Genomic DNA, 16,786 nt, shown 5'->3' with positions numbered 1-16,786 from the left:
ACGGGAACCCCGAGCGGTGGGAGGCAGTGGGATGAGCCGGCCGGGCATCGGCGGGGGTGACCTGCCCGCGGTCTTCCCGGACTGGTCGCCGTACCAGGATCTCGAATCGGCGGCACGTGCCTACCTGCGTGACCCCGACGTGGCGCTGGACGCGCTCGGCGGGGTGCTGCGGGGCGCGTCGGTGCTGGGCTTCACCCTGGAACGCTTCGTCAACGAGGTCAACGGGGTGTGGCAGGAGGTCGTCGTCTGCGACGGCAGCCGGCTGATCCTGTGGCACGGCGAAGACGTACCACCGGGGGAGGGACCGCCCGGTTCGATGACCTCGTCCCTGCGGGTGGTGCCGGTCTCCACGGTCACCGAGGTCGGCTGCCGTCGTCGCCTCACCCGCTCCGACAACGGCGAGATCCGGGTCGACAGCATCGACGTCTACCTGCTGCTGACCTCGATGGACGAGGCGCCGCCGGGCGACGAGGTGGTGGGGGCACCCCGGCACGACGCGCTGCGGTTCGGCAAGACGCTCGACGACGGCGGGGCGGGGCAGATCGCCCGCCTGGAGGAGTTCGCCCGGCTCGTCGCCTCGGTGGTCGGTCGTCCGGTCCTCTGACCCCGACTCGCGGGGCGGTGGAGACCGGCTCGCGGCCCGCTGGAGACCGGCTCGACGGCCGGTCCGGTCGGTCGACGACCGGACCCGGTCAGTCGGCGTCCGGGCCGGCCACCTCGACACCGTCGTCCCGGACGACGTGGATGCACTCGCCAGGGCACTCGTTCGCCGAGTCGATCACCTCGAGGCGCAGGTGGGCGGGGACGTCCACGCGGGCGCCCGGGGTCGTCCGCAGCTCGCCGTCGGTGCCCTTGACGTACGCCAGGCCGTCGACGTCGAACTCGAAGACGTCCGGTGCGTACTGCACGCAGAGCCCGTCGCCCGTGCACAGGTCCTGGTCCACCCAGACCTGCAACTGATCGGTCGCGACCTCCGCCATCGCTGCACCCCCATGCTCGTCTCCCGTCCCCGACGGTACCCGACCGTCCGCCACCGACCTCGTCCGCGTCCCCGGCGATCAAGGTTCAGGGCGTTGCGTGGGACCGAATCGGGCTCATAGCGGCTAGTGTTAGGGCAGAACGTTCAAGCCCCCCGGGGAGGTGGGACGTGGCACGCAGCGACGACGCGGATTCGCGCGCCGCACGGTGGGAGAAGGAGGCCCACGATCTCTCCACGCAGGTCGCGTTTCTCCAGGAGGAACTCGCTCTGGTGCGGCGCAAGTTGACCGAGAGCCCCCGACACGTCCGGCAGCTCGAAGAGCGCCTGGCGGCCACCCAGGCACAGTTGGCGCGGCTGACCGAGAACAACGAACGGCTCGTGAGCACCCTCAAGGAGGCTCGCGCGCAGATCGTGACGCTCAAGGAGGAGATCGACCGGCTGGCGCAGCCGCCCAGCGGTTACGGTGTCTTCCTGGCCCGGCACGACGACGGCACGGTGGACATCTTCACTGGCGGTCGCAAGCTCCGGGTGGCCGTCTCACCCTCACTGGACGCGGACGAACTCCGCCGCGGCCAGGAGGTCCTGCTCAACGACGCGTTGAACATCGTCGACGCGTTCGGCTACGAGCGGGTCGGCGAGGTCGTGATGCTCAAGGAGGTGCTGGCGGGCCCCGCCGGCGAGCCGGGGGACCGGGCGCTGGTGGTCTCGCACTCCGACGAAGAGCGGATCGTGCACCTCGCGGACACCCTGATCGGTTCGTCGATCCGGGCCGGTGACTCACTCATGATCGAGCCCCGTTCGGCGTACGCGTACGAGCGGATCCCGAAGAGCGAGGTCGAGGAACTGGTCCTCGAGGAGGTGCCCGACGTCGGCTACACCGACATCGGGGGTCTCCAGTCGCAGATCGAGCAGATCCGCGACGCGGTGGAACTGCCCTTCCTGCACGCCGACCTGTTCCGTGAGCACCAGCTCCGTCCGCCGAAGGGCATTCTGCTCTACGGCCCGCCGGGCTGCGGAAAGACGCTGATCGCCAAGGCGGTGGCCAACTCGCTGGCGAAGAAGATCGCCGAGCGGGAGGGCAAGGAGCGGCACACCAGCTTCTTCCTCAACATCAAGGGCCCCGAACTGCTCAACAAGTACGTCGGCGAGACCGAGCGGCACATCCGGCTGATCTTCCAGCGGGCGCGGGAGAAGGCCGGCGAGGGCACCCCGGTGATCGTGTTCTTCGACGAGATGGACTCGATCTTCCGGACCCGGGGCTCCGGGGTCTCCTCCGACGTGGAGAACACCATCGTTCCCCAGCTGCTCAGCGAGATCGACGGCGTCGAGGGGCTGGAGAACGTCATCGTGATCGGCGCCTCCAACCGGGAGGACATGATCGACCCGGCCATCCTGCGGCCCGGCCGGCTCGACGTGAAGATCAAGATCGAGCGTCCGGACGCCGAGGCGGCCAAGGACATCTTCTCCAAGTACATCCTCTCCGGGCTGCCGTTGCACCCGGACGACCTGGCCGAGCACGGCGGTGACCCCCAGGCGACCGTCGCGGCCATGATCGACGCGGTCGTGCTGCGGATGTACTCGGAGACCGAGGAGAACCGCTTCCTCGAGGTCACCTACGCCAACGGCGACAAGGAAGTCCTCTACTTCAAGGACTTCAACTCCGGCGCGATGATCCAGAACATCGTCGACCGGGGCAAGAAGATGGCCATCAAGGAGTTCCTCACCTCCGGGCGCAAGGGGCTCCGGCTGCAGCACCTCCTCGACGCCTGCGTCGACGAGTTCCGGGAGAACGAGGACCTCCCCAACACCACCAACCCGGACGACTGGGCCCGGATCTCCGGCAAGAAGGGCGAGCGGATCGTCTACATCCGTACGCTCGTCTCCGGAGGCAAGGGCGCCGAGTCCGGCCGGTCCATCGAGACCGCCAGCAACACCGGCCAGTACCTCTGACCGACCAGGGGAGCCCGCGGCGCGACACGCCGCGGGCTCCCGTTGTTCCCGGCCGACGCTCGGGAAAGATCGACCACGCCGCAAACCCGGCGAAGCGCCACGCCCACTTCCCGGGTGACGCGGACTACGCTCAACGTGACACCGGAGCACGTTGGCGAGCGAAGCGGGTAGGTCGATGAGCGTACGACGGATCATGGGCACCGAGGTCGAGTACGGGATCTCCGTTCCCGGTCAGGCCGGGGCCAACCCGATGGTCACCTCGTCGCAGGTGGTCAACGCCTACGGAGCACGCCCGGAGCTCAACCGGGGTGGCCGGGCGCGTTGGGACTACGAGGAGGAGTCGCCCCTGCGCGACGCCCGCGGCTTCACCTACTCCGGCGCCGCCTACGACCCGGCGGAGGCGCTCGCCGACGAGGACCTGGGCCTGGCCAACGTCATCCTGACCAACGGCGCCCGCCTCTACGTCGACCACGCCCACCCCGAGTACTCCACCCCCGAGGTGACCAACCCGCGTGACGTGGTGCGCTGGGACAAGGCGGGGGAGCGGGTGATGGCCGAGGCGGCCCGCAGAGCGGCCACCATCCCCGGCACCCACCCGATCCACCTCTACAAGAACAACACCGACAACAAGGGCGCCAGCTACGGCGCGCACGAGAACTACCTCATGCGCCGGCAGACGCCCTTCGCCGACATCGTGGCGTACCTGACGCCGTTCTTCGTCACCCGGCAGATCGTCTGCGGCGCGGGCCGGGTCGGCGTCGGCCAGGACGGCGGGCAGAGCGGTTTCCAGATCTCCCAGCGGGCCGACTTCTTCGAGGTCGAGGTAGGGCTGGAGACCACCCTGAAGCGGCCCATCATCAACACCCGGGACGAGCCGCACGCCGACGCCGACAAGTACCGCCGGCTGCACGTCATCATCGGCGACGCCAACCTGTCGGAGATCTCGACGTACCTGAAGGTCGGCACCACCGCGCTGATCCTCACCATGATCGAGGAGAAGGCGCTCGGCCCGGACCTGGGCATCGCCGACCCGGTCAGCGAGCTGCGCGCGGTCAGCCACGACCCGGCCCTGACCCACCGGATGCGGCTGCGCGACGGCCGCCGGCTGACCGCCCTGGACCTCCAGTGGGCGTACTACGAGCGGGTACGGTCGTTCGTGGACGACCGCTACGGCACCGACGCCGACGACCAGACCCTCGACGTGCTGGCCCGCTGGGAGAGCGTGCTGGACCGGCTGGGCCGCGACGTCATGCTCTGCGCGGACGAACTGGACTGGGTGGCGAAGCTGCGGCTGTTGGAGGGCTACCGGGAGCGGGAGAAGCTCGGCTGGGGGTCGTACAAGCTCCAGCTGGTCGACCTCCAGTACTCCGACGTGCGCCCGGAGAAGGGCCTCTACCACCGGCTGGTGTCCCGTGGCGCGATGAAGACGCTGCTGACCGACGAGGAGACCCGCGCGGCGATGACCGAGCCGCCGGAGGACACCCGGGCCTACTTCCGGGGACGCTGCCTGGCCGAGTACCCCTCCGAGGTGGTCGCGGCGAGCTGGGACTCGGTGATCTTCGACATCGGCCGGGAGTCGCTGGTGCGGGTGCCGATGATGGAGCCCGAGCGGGGTACGCGGCGACACGTCGGCGAACTCTTCGACCGCTGCGAGAGTGCGAAGGACCTGCTGGAGACGCTGACCGGCGGCTGAGTCGACGGTCGGGGACGAAAGCCGGTCGCGTGAGCGGTTTTCGTCGCTCCCGCGAGGTAAGTTTCTGGCAAGCGATCGTGGAGGAGGCACCACATGGCTACTCGTGACAGCGGCGGTCAGTCCCAGTCGGGCAAGGCGCGCCAGGGCGAGGAGATCGAGGACGTCACCACCGAGGCCAACCCGGAGGTCGCCGAGCGGCACGCCGAGATCACTGAGGACGTCGACGACCTGATCGACGAGATCGACTCCGTCCTCGAGGAAAACGCCGAGGAATTCGTGAGGGGTTACATACAAAAAGGAGGCCAGTGATCATTCTGGGGTAAATCGGATATGCCGGTACCTTTGGATGATTGCGACGGTCGACGCCGCTGCCGCGACTGCGGGGAGTGGAAGCTGCTGGACGAGTTCTGTGCCAGCAGCAAGCGCCCAAGTGGTCGCGGTAGTTACTGCAAGCCCTGTTTCAACCAGCGCTCCAAAGCTAGCTATGCGAAGCGGGTGCGGGAGCAGCAGGGCCGACAGGTGAAGTCGCCCCGGGAGGTCCCCGAGGGCACCGCTTCTGCGCCGACTGCGGGACCGTCAAGATGTTGGCCGAATTCCCTCGTAACCGCTCGGACAGTTCGGGGTACGCCACATACTGCAAGCCCTGTCACAACACTAGGACCCGGGAGACGAAGAAGCGGCTCTACGGCGGGACGCGCGAGTACCACCTGCGGCGGCGGTACGGCATCGGAAAGAAGGAGTTCGACGAGCTTCTGGCCGAGCAGGGCGGGGTCTGTGCGATCTGCGGTGCCTCCGAGCCGCAACATGTGGACCACGATCACCGCAACGGGTGGGTACGCGGGATACTCTGCTTCAACTGCAACGGTGGTCTTGGTCAGTTCCGTGACGACCAGTCACGGCTGGCCGGGGCGATCACGTACCTGAGAGGAACCACGTGGCAGCGGGTTTTGATCCATCCGGGCGTCTACCAGATGTGTTCACCAACGCGGGGACGTCCTCCTTCACCCAGTTCCTGAGTCGGGTGGCACCGGAGCTGCTGCCCGGCCGACGGCCGCTGCCGCCGGGCATGGCCGCCGACCTGGCGCCGCACGCGACGACCATCGTGGCCATCACGGCCGACGGTGGCGTGGTGATGGCCGGCGACCGGCGGGCCACCATGGGCAACCTGATCGCCCAACGGGACATCGAGAAAGTGCACCCGGCCGACGCGTACTCGCTGGTGGGCATCGCCGGCACCGCGGGCATCGGCATCGAGCTGATGCGACTGTTCCAGGTGGAGCTGGAGCACTACGAGAAGATCGAGGGCGCGATGCTCTCGCTCGACGGCAAGGCCAACCGGCTCGCGGCGATGATCCGTGGCAATCTGGGCGCGGCGATGCAGGGTCTCGCGGTGATCCCGCTCTTCGCCGGATTCGACCTGGCCGCGCCGGACCCCGCCCGGGCCGGTCGGATCTTCAGCTTCGACGTCACCGGCGGGCCCTACGAGGAGACCGGGTACGACGCCATCGGCTCGGGTTCGATCTTCGCCCGCTCGGCCCTGAAGAAGCGGTTCCGTCCCGGTCTCTCCATCGCCGACGCGACCCGGCTCGCGGTGGAGGCGCTCTACGACGCGGCCGACGACGACACCGCCACCGGTGGCCCGGACCTGACCCGCCGGATCTACCCGGTGGTGATGACCGCGACGGCCGAGGGGACGCACCGGCTCACCGCGGAGGAGACCGCCGCCCTCGCGGAGAGCGTCGTGGCGGGCCGGATGGAGAACCCGGGCGGCTGACCCCGGCACGTCAGCAGTAACCAGAAGCCGTCAGCACAGCGCCTGAAGGAGAACCGCCGTCGTGGCCATGCAGTTCTACGCCTCGCCCGAGCAGATCATGCGCGACCGTTCCGAGTTGGCCCGTAAGGGCATCGCCCGGGGCCGCAGCGCGGTGGTCCTGAGCTATGCGGGCGGGGTGCTCTTCGTCGCGGAGAACATCTCCAGCGCCCTGCACAAGGTCAGTGAGATCTACGACCGGATCGGCTTCGCCGCGGTCGGCCGGTACAACGAGTTCGAGAACCTGCGGCGCGCCGGGGTGCGGATGGCCGACCTGAACGGCCTCAGCTACGACCGGCGGGACGTGACCGGCCGGGCGCTGGCGAACGCGTTCGCGCAGACCCTCGGCGCGATCTTCACCGAGCAGTCGAAGCCGTTCGAGGTGGAGATCTGTGTGGCCGAGGTCGGGGCCACCGCGGAGCAAGACGAGCTCTACCGACTCACCTACGACGGATCGGTGAACGACGAGCCGGGCCGGATGGCGATGGGTGGCCAGGCCGAGGCGATCTCCGGCGTGCTCAAGTCGGAGCACCGGCCGGACATGTCGCTCGCCGAGGCGGTCAAGGCCGCGGTGAAGGCGCTCGGCACCGTCGGTGGCGAGGGCGGCGCGGCACGGACCATCGCCGCGAACCAGCTCGAGGTGGCGGTGCTGGACCGCAGCCGGGTCGGGCGGACCTTCCGCCGGATCACCGGGGCCGCGCTGACCGCGTTGCTCGACGGTGGCGAGGAGCCGGCCGGGTCGGCCCGTGCGGAGACGCCGAAGCCGCCGTCGGCCCCGGCGGGGAAGCCGACCACCTCGGCCGGTTCGGCTGACCTGGAGGGGCAGGCTCCGGAGGCCGATGCGGGGGAGTCGACCGGCTCGGCGGAGGCGTAGGTAGCCCACGGTCGGCTGCCGGCCGGGTCGCCGAGAGGCTGACCGGACGGCAGCCGACCGGCCCGCCCGGTCCGGCCCGCGTGCGGGACGGAGGTGACGGTGGCGGGCTGCCCCCTGGATCCGTCCGCGTGCGGTGTCGACGTCCCCCTCAGGGGCGGTGCTTCAGGGGCCGCCACCAGGCCCGGTTCGAGCGGTACCAGTCGATGGTGGCGGTTAGCCCGGCCGTCAGGTCGACCCGGGGGGCGTACCCCAGTTCCTGACGGCTGCGGCTGGTGTCGAGCGAGTAGCGCAGGTCGTGGCCCTTGCGGTCGGCGACCTGGCGCACCCGGTCCCAGCCGGCCCCGCAGGCGGCGAGGATCCGACCGGTGAGTTCCCGGTTGGTCAGTTCGGTGCCGCCGGCGAGGTGGTAGATCCGCCCGGGGTGGCCGTGCCGGTGGGCCAGGACGATGCCGTGGCAGTGGTCGTCGACGTGCACCCAGTCGCGGACGTTCCGGCCGTCGCCGTAGAGCGGCACCGGCTGTCCGTCGACGAGGTTGGTGACGAAGAGCGGGATCAGCTTCTCCGGGTGCTGGTACGGGCCGTAGGTGTTCGAGCCGCGGGTGACCACCACGTCCAGGCCATGGGTGCGGTGGTACGCCAGCCAGCAGGTCCGCCGCCGCCTTGGAGGCGGAGTAGGGCGACGACGGGTCCAGCGGCGCGGTCTCGGTCCACGAGCCGGTGTCGAGGGACCCGTAGACCTCGTCGGTGGAGACCTGCACGAACCGGTCGACCCGGTGGCGCAGGGCCGCGTCGAGCAGGGTCTGGGTGCCGAGCACGTTCGTGCTGACGAAGGGGGCGGCCCCGACGATGGAACGGTCCACGTGGGACTCGGCGGCGAAGTGCACGACCAGGTCGTGCCCGGCCACGGTGGCGTCGACGAGGTCGGCGTCCCGGACGTCGCCGTACACCACCCGCAGTCGGGGGTCGGTGCGGACGGCGGCGAGCGCGCCCCGCGTACCGGCGTAGGTGAAGCTGTCCAGGACGGTCAGGACGGTCGGGGTGACCTCCGGTTCGGTGCCTCGCAGTAGGCGCCGTACGTAGGCCGAACCGATGAAGCCGGCACCGCCGGTGACGAGGATCCTCACGGCTGGCCAACTCTACGCGCGACCGTCGTCCGGCGGGCCCGGACGGTCCTGACTCGGTGCCGACGGGGTGACCGGGGAGGCGGTGACCGGCGCGGATGGTGGCGGCCCGACGACCGGGTGCGACAACGCCGCCGTCGAGCGCTGCCCAATCCGGGCCGCGGGGGGCTAATGTCTCATCATGGAGCGGCGAATCTTCGGTATCGAGACCGAGTACGGCGTCACCTGTACCTACCGGGGCCAGCGGCGGCTTTCCCCTGACGAGGTCGCGCGTTACCTCTTCCGCCGGGTGGTGTCGTGGGGCCGGTCGAGCAACGTCTTCCTGCGTAACGGTGCCCGTCTCTACCTCGATGTCGGTTCGCACCCGGAGTACGCGACGCCGGAGTGCGACTCGGTGGTCGACCTGGTCGCCCACGACCGGGCCGGCGAGCGGATCCTGGAGGGTCTGCTGGTCGACGCCGAGAAGCGGCTGCACGACGAGGGCATCGCGGGCGAGATCTACCTGTTCAAGAACAACACCGACTCGGCCGGCAACTCCTACGGCTGCCACGAGAACTACCTGGTCTCCCGGCACGGGGAGTTCGGGCGGCTCGCCGACGTGCTGATCCCGTTCCTGGTCACCCGGCAGCTGATCTGCGGGGCGGGGAAGGTGCTCCAGACTCCGCGCGGGGCGGTCTACTGCCTGTCCCAGCGGGCCGAGCACATCTGGGAGGGGGTCTCGTCGGCGACCACCCGGAGTCGGCCGATCATCAACACCCGGGACGAGCCGCACGCCGACGCCGAGCGGTACCGCCGGCTGCATGTGATCGTCGGTGACTCGAACATGAACGAGGTCACGACGCTGCTGAAGGTCGGGTCGGCGGACATCGTGCTGCGGATGATCGAGGCCGGGGTGGTCATGCGGGACCTCACGCTGGAGAACCCGATCCGGGCCATCCGCGAGGTGTCGCACGACATCACCGGCCGGCGCAAGGTACGGCTCTCCTCCGGTAAGGAGATCAGTGCCCTGGAGATCCAGCAGGAGTACCTCGCCAAGGCGACGGAGTTCGTCGAGCGGCGTGGTGGCGACCAGACCGCCAAGCGGGTGGTGGAGTTGTGGGGCCGGGTGCTGCGCGCGGTGGAGACCGGTGACCTGGAGCCCGTCTCCCGGGAGATCGACTGGGTGACGAAGCTCCGGCTGATCGAGCGGTACCAGCGCAAGCACGACCTGCCGCTGTCGCACCCGCGGGTCGCGCAGATGGACCTGGCGTACCACGACCTGCGCCGTGGCCGTGGCCTCTACGCCCTGCTGGAGCGGCGGGGGCAGGTCGACCGGGTGACCACCGACCCGGAGATCTTCGAGGCGAAGGAGACGCCGCCGCAGACCACGCGGGCCCGGCTGCGCGGCGAGTTCATCCGCCATGCCCAGGAGAAGCGACGGGACTTCACCGTCGACTGGGTGCACCTGAAGCTCAACGACCAGGCGCAGCGCACCGTGCTCTGCAAGGACCCGTTCCGCGCGTACGACGAGCGGGTGGAGCGGCTGATCGCGAGCATGTGACCGGACGGGTGGTCCCGGGCCGTACCGCCTTCCGGCGGGTGTGGCCCGGTGCCCGGCCCTGAGGTCGGACACCCCGGTACGCTTTCCCGGTTATGGTCAACTCCTCACCGCCGGATCGCGAGCGCCTGAACTGGGTGGAGCGGCGCCGGCAGAAGATCCGTGACGAGATCGCGCGGAATCGGCGCGGCGAGTACACCGTGCCGACCTGGGTGCTCACGCTCGCCCTGGTGGCGTTGGTGGGCGGCTGGCTGGCTCTGGTCTTCCTGGCCTGAGCCGTCCCGCCGTCCGGCCCTGCTCCTACGCGACCCGCCACCCGGCCCTTCCCCTTCCCCTGCGGCGACCCGCCACCCGGCCCGTTCCCCTACGGCGCCAAGTAGTCCGACGTGGGGACCGAACGCGGTCGACGCGCCCGTACCGCGGGTCAGCTGGCGAGGCGGGCGGCGTGTCGGCCGGCTGCGGCGGCGGCCAGGAAGTACGCGTGGTCGGCGTCCAGTCCGCGTCCCATCGTCGACAGCGGTACGACGCTGGCCCGCAGCGCGGCGTCCAACCTGTCGCTGTCGACCGGGACGATCCGGTGCCGCGCGGCCAGCGGCGCGAGCGCCGCGTCCACCTCGGCGGCCAGGGCCGGGGGGAGGCCGTCCGGGACGACCAGGTCCGCCGGGGCGAGCGCGACCCGCCCGTACGCGGTGAGGCTGTGGTGGGACACGCCCCGGTGCCGGGGGCGCGGGTCGGCGTCGGAGATCCGCAGGGAGCCGACCGGCCGTCCGCCGAGGACGGCGACCGCGTTGACCGCCTCGCCGACCGCCACCCCGGAGTAGCCCCACCGGGTGCCGGTGCCGAGGTTCCCCGGGCCCTGGGCGACCACGGCGACGTCGGCGTGCAGAACGTGCCGGGCGGCCAGCAGTCCGGTGTGCAGGGTGCTGGCCTCCAGGTCGCCGCCGAAGGCCTGTCCGACGCTGACCGTGCCGGCGAGGTGTCCGCGCAGCCCGCCGAGGGTGCGGGAGAACCAGGCGGGCAACGCGCCGCCGTCGGTGAGCAGGTAGGCCACCCGGCAGGCGGGGGCATCGGCGTGCACACCGGCCAGGATCGCCGGCAGCGCGGAGTGCAGGTCGGCGGTGACCACCGGCATGCCGCCCAGGTCGTCGGCCTCGGCGAGCAGCGCGTGGTGCGGGGAAGCCTCCTCGTCGACACCGAGCAGGATCGGTTGCAGCGGGGTGTACCGGGCCTTGACCAGGTGCCCGGCGTCGCGGGTGGCGGCCTGTGGGGGGTCCTCGGGCAGCCGGTCGGGCAGGGCGACGACGAGCGCGTACCCGCCGGTGCCGAGCCCCATCAGCAGTGCCCCGGCGTTGAGCAGCACGCGGTCGCCGGGTGCGGGTTCGCCGACCAGTTCCGGGTAGGCCAGTGCCCGCATGGTGGCCCCGTCGGGCAGGACCACGTCGAGTTCGATCGCGCCGTGCCACCGGCGTCGCAGCGCCGTGACCGTCCCCGTCCGCCATCGCACCATGACCGGCACGCTATCGGCGCCCACCCGGCCGTGCGCGTCCGGGTACCGCCGTCGGGTGCCGGCGCTGGTCACGTGGTGGGCGGCGAACCGCCCGGGTCCTGGGTGAACCGGGCGTCGCCGCCCGACCCGGGCCGCGAGCGGGTCGGGTCGAGGAAGACGTACCGGATTCCGGGGTGGCGGCCGGTGAGCCGCCGTTCGGCCTCGTCCGCGGCGGCCTCGATGTCCGCGCCGGTCGCCTCGTCGGCGAAGTCGACCTTGGCGGCGACCAGCACGTCGTCCGGGCCGAGTTGCATGGTGAGCAGGGTGTCGATGCGCCGCACGGTGGGCAGGTCGGTGAGTTCGTCCTCGATCTCGCGGCGGAGCCGTCCGGGCACCGCCCGCCCGACCAGCAGCGAGACGTTGCTGTACGCCAGGGTGGTCGCGACGACCAGGAGCAGCAGACCGATCAGGATCGAGGCGATCCCGTCGTACAACTCGTCGCCGGTCAGTTGGGACAGTGCCACGCCGACGGCGGCCAGCAGCAGCCCGACGAGCGCGGCGCTGTCCTCCAGGAAGACCGCCTTGACGGTGGTGTCCGCGGTCGTCCGCAGGAAGCGGCGCGGGGTGGTGCGCCAGCGGCGCGACTCCCGGCGGACCTGGCGCACCGCGCGGGCCAGCGAGACCGACTCGATGCCGAACGAGACGGCGAGCACGACGTACGACGCGAGGTAGTCGCCGCTGTGCTCGTGGACGAGGATGGTGGTGACACCGTGGGTGACGGCGAAACCGGCGCCGGCCACGAAGGTGAACAGCGCGGCGAGCAGCGCCCAGACGTAGCTCTCCTTGCCGTACCCGAAAGGGTGCCGGGGATCGGCGGGGCGCGCGCCCCGGCGCAGCGCGGCGTAGAGCAGCACCTCGGTGGTGGTGTCGGCGACCGAATGGACGGCCTCGGAGAGCATCGCGGCGGAGCCGGAGAGCAGGCCGGCGATCAGCTTGGCCACGGCGATGGCGAGGTTCGCGGCCCCGGCCACGACCACCGTGCCGACGCTCTCGGTCCGCGGTGCGGCCTCCGCCATGGGCTCACCCTACGACCGGCGGCTACTCGTCCGCCCGCCCCGGTTGGTAGCAGGGGTCCCCTGCTACCGCATTTTGATGAGGAGGGGGCCCCTGCTACCACCGAACCAGGTGGGGCGCCGCGTTGGGTGGCCGGTGGTGGCGCGCCGCGCTCGTGGGTGCGCGGTCTTCTCGCACGGCCGGGCTGCTAGCGTCTTGCACGTGTCGCGGACCCGTACCGAGCGCCTGGTCAACCTGGTGATCTGCCTGCTGTCCACGCGACGGTTCCTCACCGCCGCGCAGATCGCCGCGACCGTGCCCGGCTACGAGCACGATCCGGACGACGTCCGTGACCACGAGGCGTTCCAGCGCAAGTTCGAGCGGGACAAGGCCGAGCTGCGGGAGCTGGGCGTGCCGTTGGAGACCGGCACCGCCAGTGTCTTCGACACCGAGCCGGGTTACCGGATCGCCCATCGCGAGTACGCGCTGCCCGACATCCCGCTCGAACCGGACGAGGCTGCCGCGGTGGGCATCGCGGCACGACTGTGGCAGCACGCCGGGCTCGCCGCTGCCGCCTCGTCGGGGCTGGCCAAGCTGCGCGCCGCCGGTGTGGACGTGGACCCCCAGGCGACCCTCGGCCTGGAGCCGATGGTCACGGTGGACCCGGCGTTCGCGCCGCTGACCGCCGCCGCCAGGGACCGGCGTGAGGTCAGCTTCGACTACCGCACTCCCGACGGCGACGCGCCCGCCACCCGCCGCCTCCAACCGTGGGGCGTGGTCTGCTGGCGGGGCCGGTGGTACGTGGTCGGCCACGACCTGGACCGACGGGCCACCCGCTGCTTCCGGCTCTCCCGGGTGGTGGGCGCGGTCCGGGTCACCGGTCGCCCCGGCGCGTACACCCCGCCGGAGGTCGACCTGATCAGCCACGTCGCCCGCTGGTCCGGGCCGGTGGAGCGGACCGGTCGGGCCACCGTGCTGGTCGCCCCGGGCCGGGCCGCCGGGCTGCGTCGCTGGGCGGTCGGGAGCACCACCGGGCCGGACGGGGACCGGCTGGTCCTGCCGTACGCCGACCCGGAGTCGTTGGCCGGTCAACTCGTCGGGTACGGCCCGGACGTGCGGGTGCTGGGCCCGCCGGAGGTGCGGAAGGCGGTCGTCCAGCGGCTGAAGGAGATCGCGGCCCGGCACGACGAGGTCGCGGTGAGCGGAGGTGTCCGGTGAGTCGTACCGCCGCCCGCCCGACCGGTTCGCGTGCCTCGGCCGACCGGCTGGCCCGACTGCTGAACCTCGTACCGTACCTGCTCGCCCGGCCGGGCATCGAGATCGCCGAGGCGGCGGGGGACCTCGGGGTGACCGAACGGCAGCTCCGCGAGGACCTGGAGCTGCTCTGGGTGTGCGGGCTGCCCGGCTACGGTCCGGGTGACCTGATCGACATGGCCTTCGACGGCGACCGGGTGACCATCACCTACGACGCCGGCATCGACCGGCCGTTGCGGCTGACGCCGGACGAGGCGTTGGCGCTGGTGGTGGCCCTGCGGATGCTCGCCGAGACGCCGGGGGTGGCCAACCGGGACGCGGTCGAGCGGGCTCTCGCCAAGATCGAGAACGCCGCCGGGGACACGGTCGGCGCGCCGGTGGCGGTCCGGCTGCCGGGGGACAGCGAGCGGGTCGAGGCGCTGCGCGCCGCGGTGGAGGGTGGCCGGGCGCTGCGGATCACCTACTACACCGCGGCCCGGGACGAGACCACCGAGCGGATCGTCGACCCGCTGCGGATGCTGATGGTGGGTGGCCGGGCGTACGTGGAGGCGTGGTGCCGGCGGGCGGAGGCGGTCCGGCTGTTCCGGGCCGACCGGATCGACGCGGTCACCGAGCTGGACGAGCCGGTGGCGGTGCCGCCGCAGGCCCGCCCGTCCGACCTCACCGGCGGGGTGTTCCGCCCGTCGGCGGACCTGCCGCTGATCACCCTGCGGATCGGCCGTCGGGAGCGGTGGATCACCGAGTACTACCCGTGTGAGCGGGTGGAGGCGGGTGAGGGGGACCACTGGCTGGTCTCGCTGCGCGTCACCGACCTGGGGTGGGCCCGCCGCTTCGTGCTCGGGTTGGGTCCGGAGGTGACCGTGGTGGCTCCGGCGCAGCTGGCCGAGCAGGTGCGCGCCCAGGCGCTAGCCGCCCTCGACGCGTACGCCACCCCACCGGCGGACGACCCGGCCGGCCCCGCCGGGGCGATCGCCAGCGACGGCGACGACGTCCACGCGAAGCCGAGCCCGGTGGTCGACGGGTCGGGCCTGGCTGTCGCGGTTCCCGCACCGGGCGTGGCGACCGGGGTGTCCGGCTCGGCCGGCCCGGCGGGCGACCCGGACGGGCGGTAGGCTGACCGCCGTGGTGAAGTGGATCGTGCTCGCGGTGGTGCTCGTCCCGCTGGTCGTGCTGGCCCTCGCCGTCCGGCCGGTGCTGGCCCGTCTGCCCCGGCTGCGCCGGGCGGCGTTGACCCTGCAGGATCGGCAGGCGCAGGCGGAGACGCTCCAGTCGACCGCCGAGGTGCTCCAGGAGCGGGCCGAGGGGTTGCAGCGGCAGCTCGCCACCACCCAGCACCGACTCGAGCTGATCAAGGCGCGGCGCGGCGGTTGATCGTCGCTCGACGCCCACTCGTCCGCTGGTCGCGAGCTGCGGTTACGGTTCCCCGGGACGGTTGACGGGACACCGGAGGTTGGTCGAGACTTCACCGGCCGGGTCCACAGCCATCGGGGCCGGCGGGTGGCGCAAGCTCTCGGCGCACGTACGATGGGCTGCGACACACCACTCCGACACAGAGCGACTGGAGCTTCCCATGGGTGCCCTCCGACCGTGGCACATCGCCGTACTCGTGGTCGTGCTGATCCTGCTCTTCGGCGCGAAGCGGCTCCCCGACGCGGCCCGCTCCCTGGGCCGTTCGCTGCGCATCATCAAGGCGGAGACCAAGAGCCTGCACGAGGACGACCGCGACCTGGCCGAGAAGGCCGACGCCCAGGCCGGTTACCAGCCGTTGCCGCCGCAGGCCGCCCAGCAGGCGCCGTACGCGCAGCCGCAGCAGCCGCCGTACGCCAACCAGCCGTACCAGGCTCCGCAGCAGCCGGTCGCGCCTCCGGTCGTCAACCCGGTGCAGCGCGTCCGCGAGAACTGACCGGAAGGCCGGACAACCGTGCGCTTCGGCCTCCGCAAGCGCGGTCCGAGCAACTTCGAACGGGCCGCCGACGGCTCGATGACGCTGGTCGAGCACATCCGCGAACTGCGGAGCCGGCTCTTCCGGGCGTCGTTGGCGATCCTGGTCGGTTTCGGCTTCGGTCTCTGGCTGGCCGGGCCGGTCCTGAGCATCCTCCGTAGGCCGTACTGCGACCTGCCGAAGTTCAGGGACACCGGGCCGACCTGCGACTTCGTCCAGCTCGGGCCGGCGGACCTCTTCCTGGTCAACCTGAAGATCGGTCTCTGGGTCGGTCTGATCATCGCCGCGCCGGTCTGGCTCTACCAGCTGTGGGCGTTCATCGCTCCCGGCCTGCACCGGCACGAGCGGCGGTACGCGTACGTCTTCACCGGTCTGGCCGCGCCGCTCTTCGCCGCCGGTGCCGCGTTGGCCTTCCTGGTGACCGCCAAGGGCCTGGAGTTCCTGCTCAACGTCGCGGGTAGCGAGATCCAGACGACCCTGGACATCACCCGGTACGTCTCCTTCGTCACCAACCTGATCCTGCTGTTCGGGGTGGCGTTCGAGTTCCCGCTGATCGTGTTGATGCTCAACTTCGTCGGCCTGGCCAGCGCGCGTCGGCTGCTCAGCTGGTGGCGGGTCGCGGTCTTCGTGTTCTTCGCCTTCGCGGCGGTGGTCACGCCCACGCCGGACCCGTTCGGCATGACGGCGTTGGCCCTCTGCCTCTGTCTGCTCTACTTCGCCGCGGTCGGGGTCGCGTTCCTCAACGACAAGCGCAAGGGGCGGGGCAAGGAGATCTACGCCGGCATCGCCGACGACGAGGTCTCCCCGCTGGAGTTCGACCGGGAGTCGGTCGGCGTCGGTGAGCGGGTGGAGGCGAGCGTACCGGTCGCCGCCCCGGACCCGATCCCCGCGCCGGCACCGATCGACCGCCGGTACGACGACATGACCTGATCCGTCCGCACCACGCTGAAGCGGTAGCAGGGGCCCCCTGTTACCGCTTTTTGCGTAACAGGGGACCCCTGCCACCACCCGGCTGGGGCCGTGAGGACCGCCGACCCGCCCGTCGGTGGTCCTCGACGAACGACAGCGGGCGGGGTGGGGACCGCGG

General features: G+C 71.3%; 16 protein-coding genes and 2 pseudogenes. 14 read left to right on the top strand and 4 right to left on the bottom strand.

Annotation, left to right across the window (positions count from 1 at the left end):
• Positions 1–31: 31 nt before the first annotated feature.
• Complete coding sequence (locus tag GA0074694_RS25060) at positions 32–604, top strand: hypothetical protein (RefSeq protein WP_091462484.1); 573 nt, start codon at positions 32–34, stop codon at positions 602–604.
• An 88-nt stretch (positions 605–692) separates the two neighbouring features.
• Here the strand turns inward: GA0074694_RS25060 and GA0074694_RS25055 are convergent, their stop codons facing one another.
• Positions 693–980 (bottom strand): ferredoxin, encoded by a 288-nt coding sequence (locus GA0074694_RS25055; protein ID WP_091462483.1) that lies wholly within the window; start codon positions 978–980, stop codon positions 693–695.
• Positions 981–1,147: 167 nt separating this feature from the next.
• Between GA0074694_RS25055 and arc the strand changes: the two genes are divergently transcribed.
• The 6 genes from arc to prcA all read left to right on the top strand — a co-directional run bounded on the left by arc (position 1,148) and on the right by prcA (position 7,306).
• Positions 1,148–2,929 carry a proteasome ATPase gene (arc, locus tag GA0074694_RS25050; protein ID WP_091462482.1) on the top strand — a complete coding sequence of 594 codons (1,782 nt, stop codon included), beginning with the start codon at positions 1,148–1,150 and terminating at the stop codon, positions 2,927–2,929.
• A gap of 175 nt (positions 2,930–3,104) precedes the next feature.
• Positions 3,105–4,622 (top strand): depupylase/deamidase Dop, encoded by a 1,518-nt coding sequence (gene dop / locus GA0074694_RS25045; RefSeq protein ID WP_091462481.1) that lies wholly within the window; start codon positions 3,105–3,107, stop codon positions 4,620–4,622.
• Positions 4,623–4,715: 93 nt separating this feature from the next.
• Positions 4,716–4,931 (top strand): ubiquitin-like protein Pup, encoded by a 216-nt coding sequence (locus tag GA0074694_RS25040; RefSeq protein WP_091462480.1) that lies wholly within the window; start codon positions 4,716–4,718, stop codon positions 4,929–4,931.
• Between the two features lie 272 nt (positions 4,932–5,203).
• Positions 5,204–5,638: an endonuclease VII domain-containing protein gene (locus GA0074694_RS25035; protein WP_091462479.1), complete on the top strand. Its 435-nt coding sequence runs from the start codon at positions 5,204–5,206 to the stop codon at positions 5,636–5,638.
• Positions 5,557–6,396: a proteasome subunit beta gene (prcB, locus tag GA0074694_RS25030; RefSeq protein ID WP_091462478.1), complete on the top strand. Its 840-nt coding sequence runs from the start codon at positions 5,557–5,559 to the stop codon at positions 6,394–6,396. Before GA0074694_RS25035 ends, prcB begins: the two co-directional genes overlap by 82 nt.
• A gap of 61 nt (positions 6,397–6,457) precedes the next feature.
• On the top strand, positions 6,458–7,306 hold the full coding sequence (prcA, locus tag GA0074694_RS25025) for a proteasome subunit alpha (protein WP_091462477.1): 849 nt from the start codon (positions 6,458–6,460) through the stop codon (positions 7,304–7,306).
• A 148-nt stretch (positions 7,307–7,454) separates the two neighbouring features.
• Here prcA and rfbB read toward each other — a convergent pair.
• Positions 7,455–8,430: pseudogene (gene rfbB / locus GA0074694_RS25020) on the bottom strand (dTDP-glucose 4,6-dehydratase).
• A 178-nt stretch (positions 8,431–8,608) separates the two neighbouring features.
• Between rfbB and pafA the strand changes: the two are divergent.
• Both pafA and GA0074694_RS25010 read left to right on the top strand, forming a co-directional pair.
• Positions 8,609–9,967 (top strand): Pup--protein ligase, encoded by a 1,359-nt coding sequence (gene pafA, locus GA0074694_RS25015; protein WP_091462476.1) that lies wholly within the window; start codon positions 8,609–8,611, stop codon positions 9,965–9,967.
• Positions 9,968–10,059: 92 nt separating this feature from the next.
• A complete protein-coding gene (locus tag GA0074694_RS25010) occupies positions 10,060–10,239 on the top strand; it encodes a hypothetical protein (RefSeq protein WP_091462475.1) in 180 nt (59 codons plus the stop codon).
• A 149-nt stretch (positions 10,240–10,388) separates the two neighbouring features.
• Here the strand turns inward: GA0074694_RS25010 and GA0074694_RS25005 are convergent, their stop codons facing one another.
• Together GA0074694_RS25005 and GA0074694_RS25000 are read right to left on the bottom strand one after the other, a co-directional pair.
• Complete coding sequence (locus GA0074694_RS25005; RefSeq protein WP_091463945.1) at positions 10,389–11,471, bottom strand: DUF3866 family protein; 1,083 nt, start codon at positions 11,469–11,471, stop codon at positions 10,389–10,391.
• A gap of 68 nt (positions 11,472–11,539) precedes the next feature.
• The gene (locus GA0074694_RS25000) at positions 11,540–12,526 is read right to left on the bottom strand and encodes a cation diffusion facilitator family transporter (RefSeq protein ID WP_091462474.1); all 987 of its coding nucleotides are present in this window, start codon (positions 12,524–12,526) and stop codon (positions 11,540–11,542) included.
• A gap of 199 nt (positions 12,527–12,725) precedes the next feature.
• Here GA0074694_RS25000 and GA0074694_RS24995 point away from each other — a divergent pair, with 199 nt between their 5' ends.
• From GA0074694_RS24995 to tatC, 5 genes and pseudogenes are all read left to right on the top strand, one after another.
• Positions 12,726–13,721 carry a helix-turn-helix transcriptional regulator gene (locus GA0074694_RS24995; RefSeq protein ID WP_091462473.1) on the top strand — a complete coding sequence of 332 codons (996 nt, stop codon included), beginning with the start codon at positions 12,726–12,728 and terminating at the stop codon, positions 13,719–13,721.
• Positions 13,718–14,731: pseudogene (locus tag GA0074694_RS24990) on the top strand (helix-turn-helix transcriptional regulator); the annotation flags it as partial. The gene GA0074694_RS24995 and the pseudogene GA0074694_RS24990, both read left to right, overlap by 4 nt.
• Positions 14,732–14,879: 148 nt before the next feature.
• Positions 14,880–15,128 carry a hypothetical protein gene (locus GA0074694_RS24985; RefSeq protein ID WP_091462472.1) on the top strand — a complete coding sequence of 83 codons (249 nt, stop codon included), beginning with the start codon at positions 14,880–14,882 and terminating at the stop codon, positions 15,126–15,128.
• Between the two features lie 199 nt (positions 15,129–15,327).
• The gene (gene tatA / locus GA0074694_RS24980) at positions 15,328–15,660 is read left to right on the top strand and encodes a Sec-independent protein translocase subunit TatA (protein WP_091462471.1); all 333 of its coding nucleotides are present in this window, start codon (positions 15,328–15,330) and stop codon (positions 15,658–15,660) included.
• 18 nt (positions 15,661–15,678) lie between these two features.
• A complete protein-coding gene (gene tatC / locus GA0074694_RS24975) occupies positions 15,679–16,629 on the top strand; it encodes a twin-arginine translocase subunit TatC (protein WP_091462470.1) in 951 nt (316 codons plus the stop codon).
• The last annotated feature ends 157 nt before the right edge of the window (positions 16,630–16,786 follow it).

It is taken from the genome of Micromonospora inyonensis (assembly GCF_900091415.1).
GTDB classification, from domain to species: domain Bacteria; phylum Actinomycetota; class Actinomycetes; order Mycobacteriales; family Micromonosporaceae; genus Micromonospora; species Micromonospora inyonensis.
Note: the sequence above shows the minus strand (reverse complement) of the source record. Positions and strands in the feature narration are given on the sequence as shown.

What these genes read in the sequence shown, in the direction of transcription:
- GA0074694_RS25040 (WP_091462480.1), top strand. Translation starts at nt 4,716, where the DNA reads ATGGCTACTCGTGACAGCGGCGGTCAGTCCCAGTCGGGCAAGGCGCGC.
- GA0074694_RS25055 (WP_091462483.1), bottom strand. Translation starts at nt 980, where the DNA reads ATGGCGGAGGTCGCGACCGATCAGTTGCAGGTCTGGGTGGACCAGGAC.
- GA0074694_RS25060 (WP_091462484.1), top strand. Translation starts at nt 32, where the DNA reads ATGAGCCGGCCGGGCATCGGCGGGGGTGACCTGCCCGCGGTCTTCCCG.
- GA0074694_RS25035 (WP_091462479.1), top strand. Translation starts at nt 5,204, where the DNA reads ATGTTGGCCGAATTCCCTCGTAACCGCTCGGACAGTTCGGGGTACGCC.
- tatA (WP_091462471.1), top strand. Translation starts at nt 15,328, where the DNA reads ATGGGTGCCCTCCGACCGTGGCACATCGCCGTACTCGTGGTCGTGCTG.
- GA0074694_RS25010 (WP_091462475.1), top strand. Translation starts at nt 10,060, where the DNA reads ATGGTCAACTCCTCACCGCCGGATCGCGAGCGCCTGAACTGGGTGGAG.
- GA0074694_RS25000 (WP_091462474.1), bottom strand. Translation starts at nt 12,526, where the DNA reads ATGGCGGAGGCCGCACCGCGGACCGAGAGCGTCGGCACGGTGGTCGTG.
- GA0074694_RS25005 (WP_091463945.1), bottom strand. Translation starts at nt 11,471, where the DNA reads ATGGTGCGATGGCGGACGGGGACGGTCACGGCGCTGCGACGCCGGTGG.
- pafA (WP_091462476.1), top strand. Translation starts at nt 8,609, where the DNA reads ATGGAGCGGCGAATCTTCGGTATCGAGACCGAGTACGGCGTCACCTGT.
- dop (WP_091462481.1), top strand. Translation starts at nt 3,105, where the DNA reads ATGAGCGTACGACGGATCATGGGCACCGAGGTCGAGTACGGGATCTCC.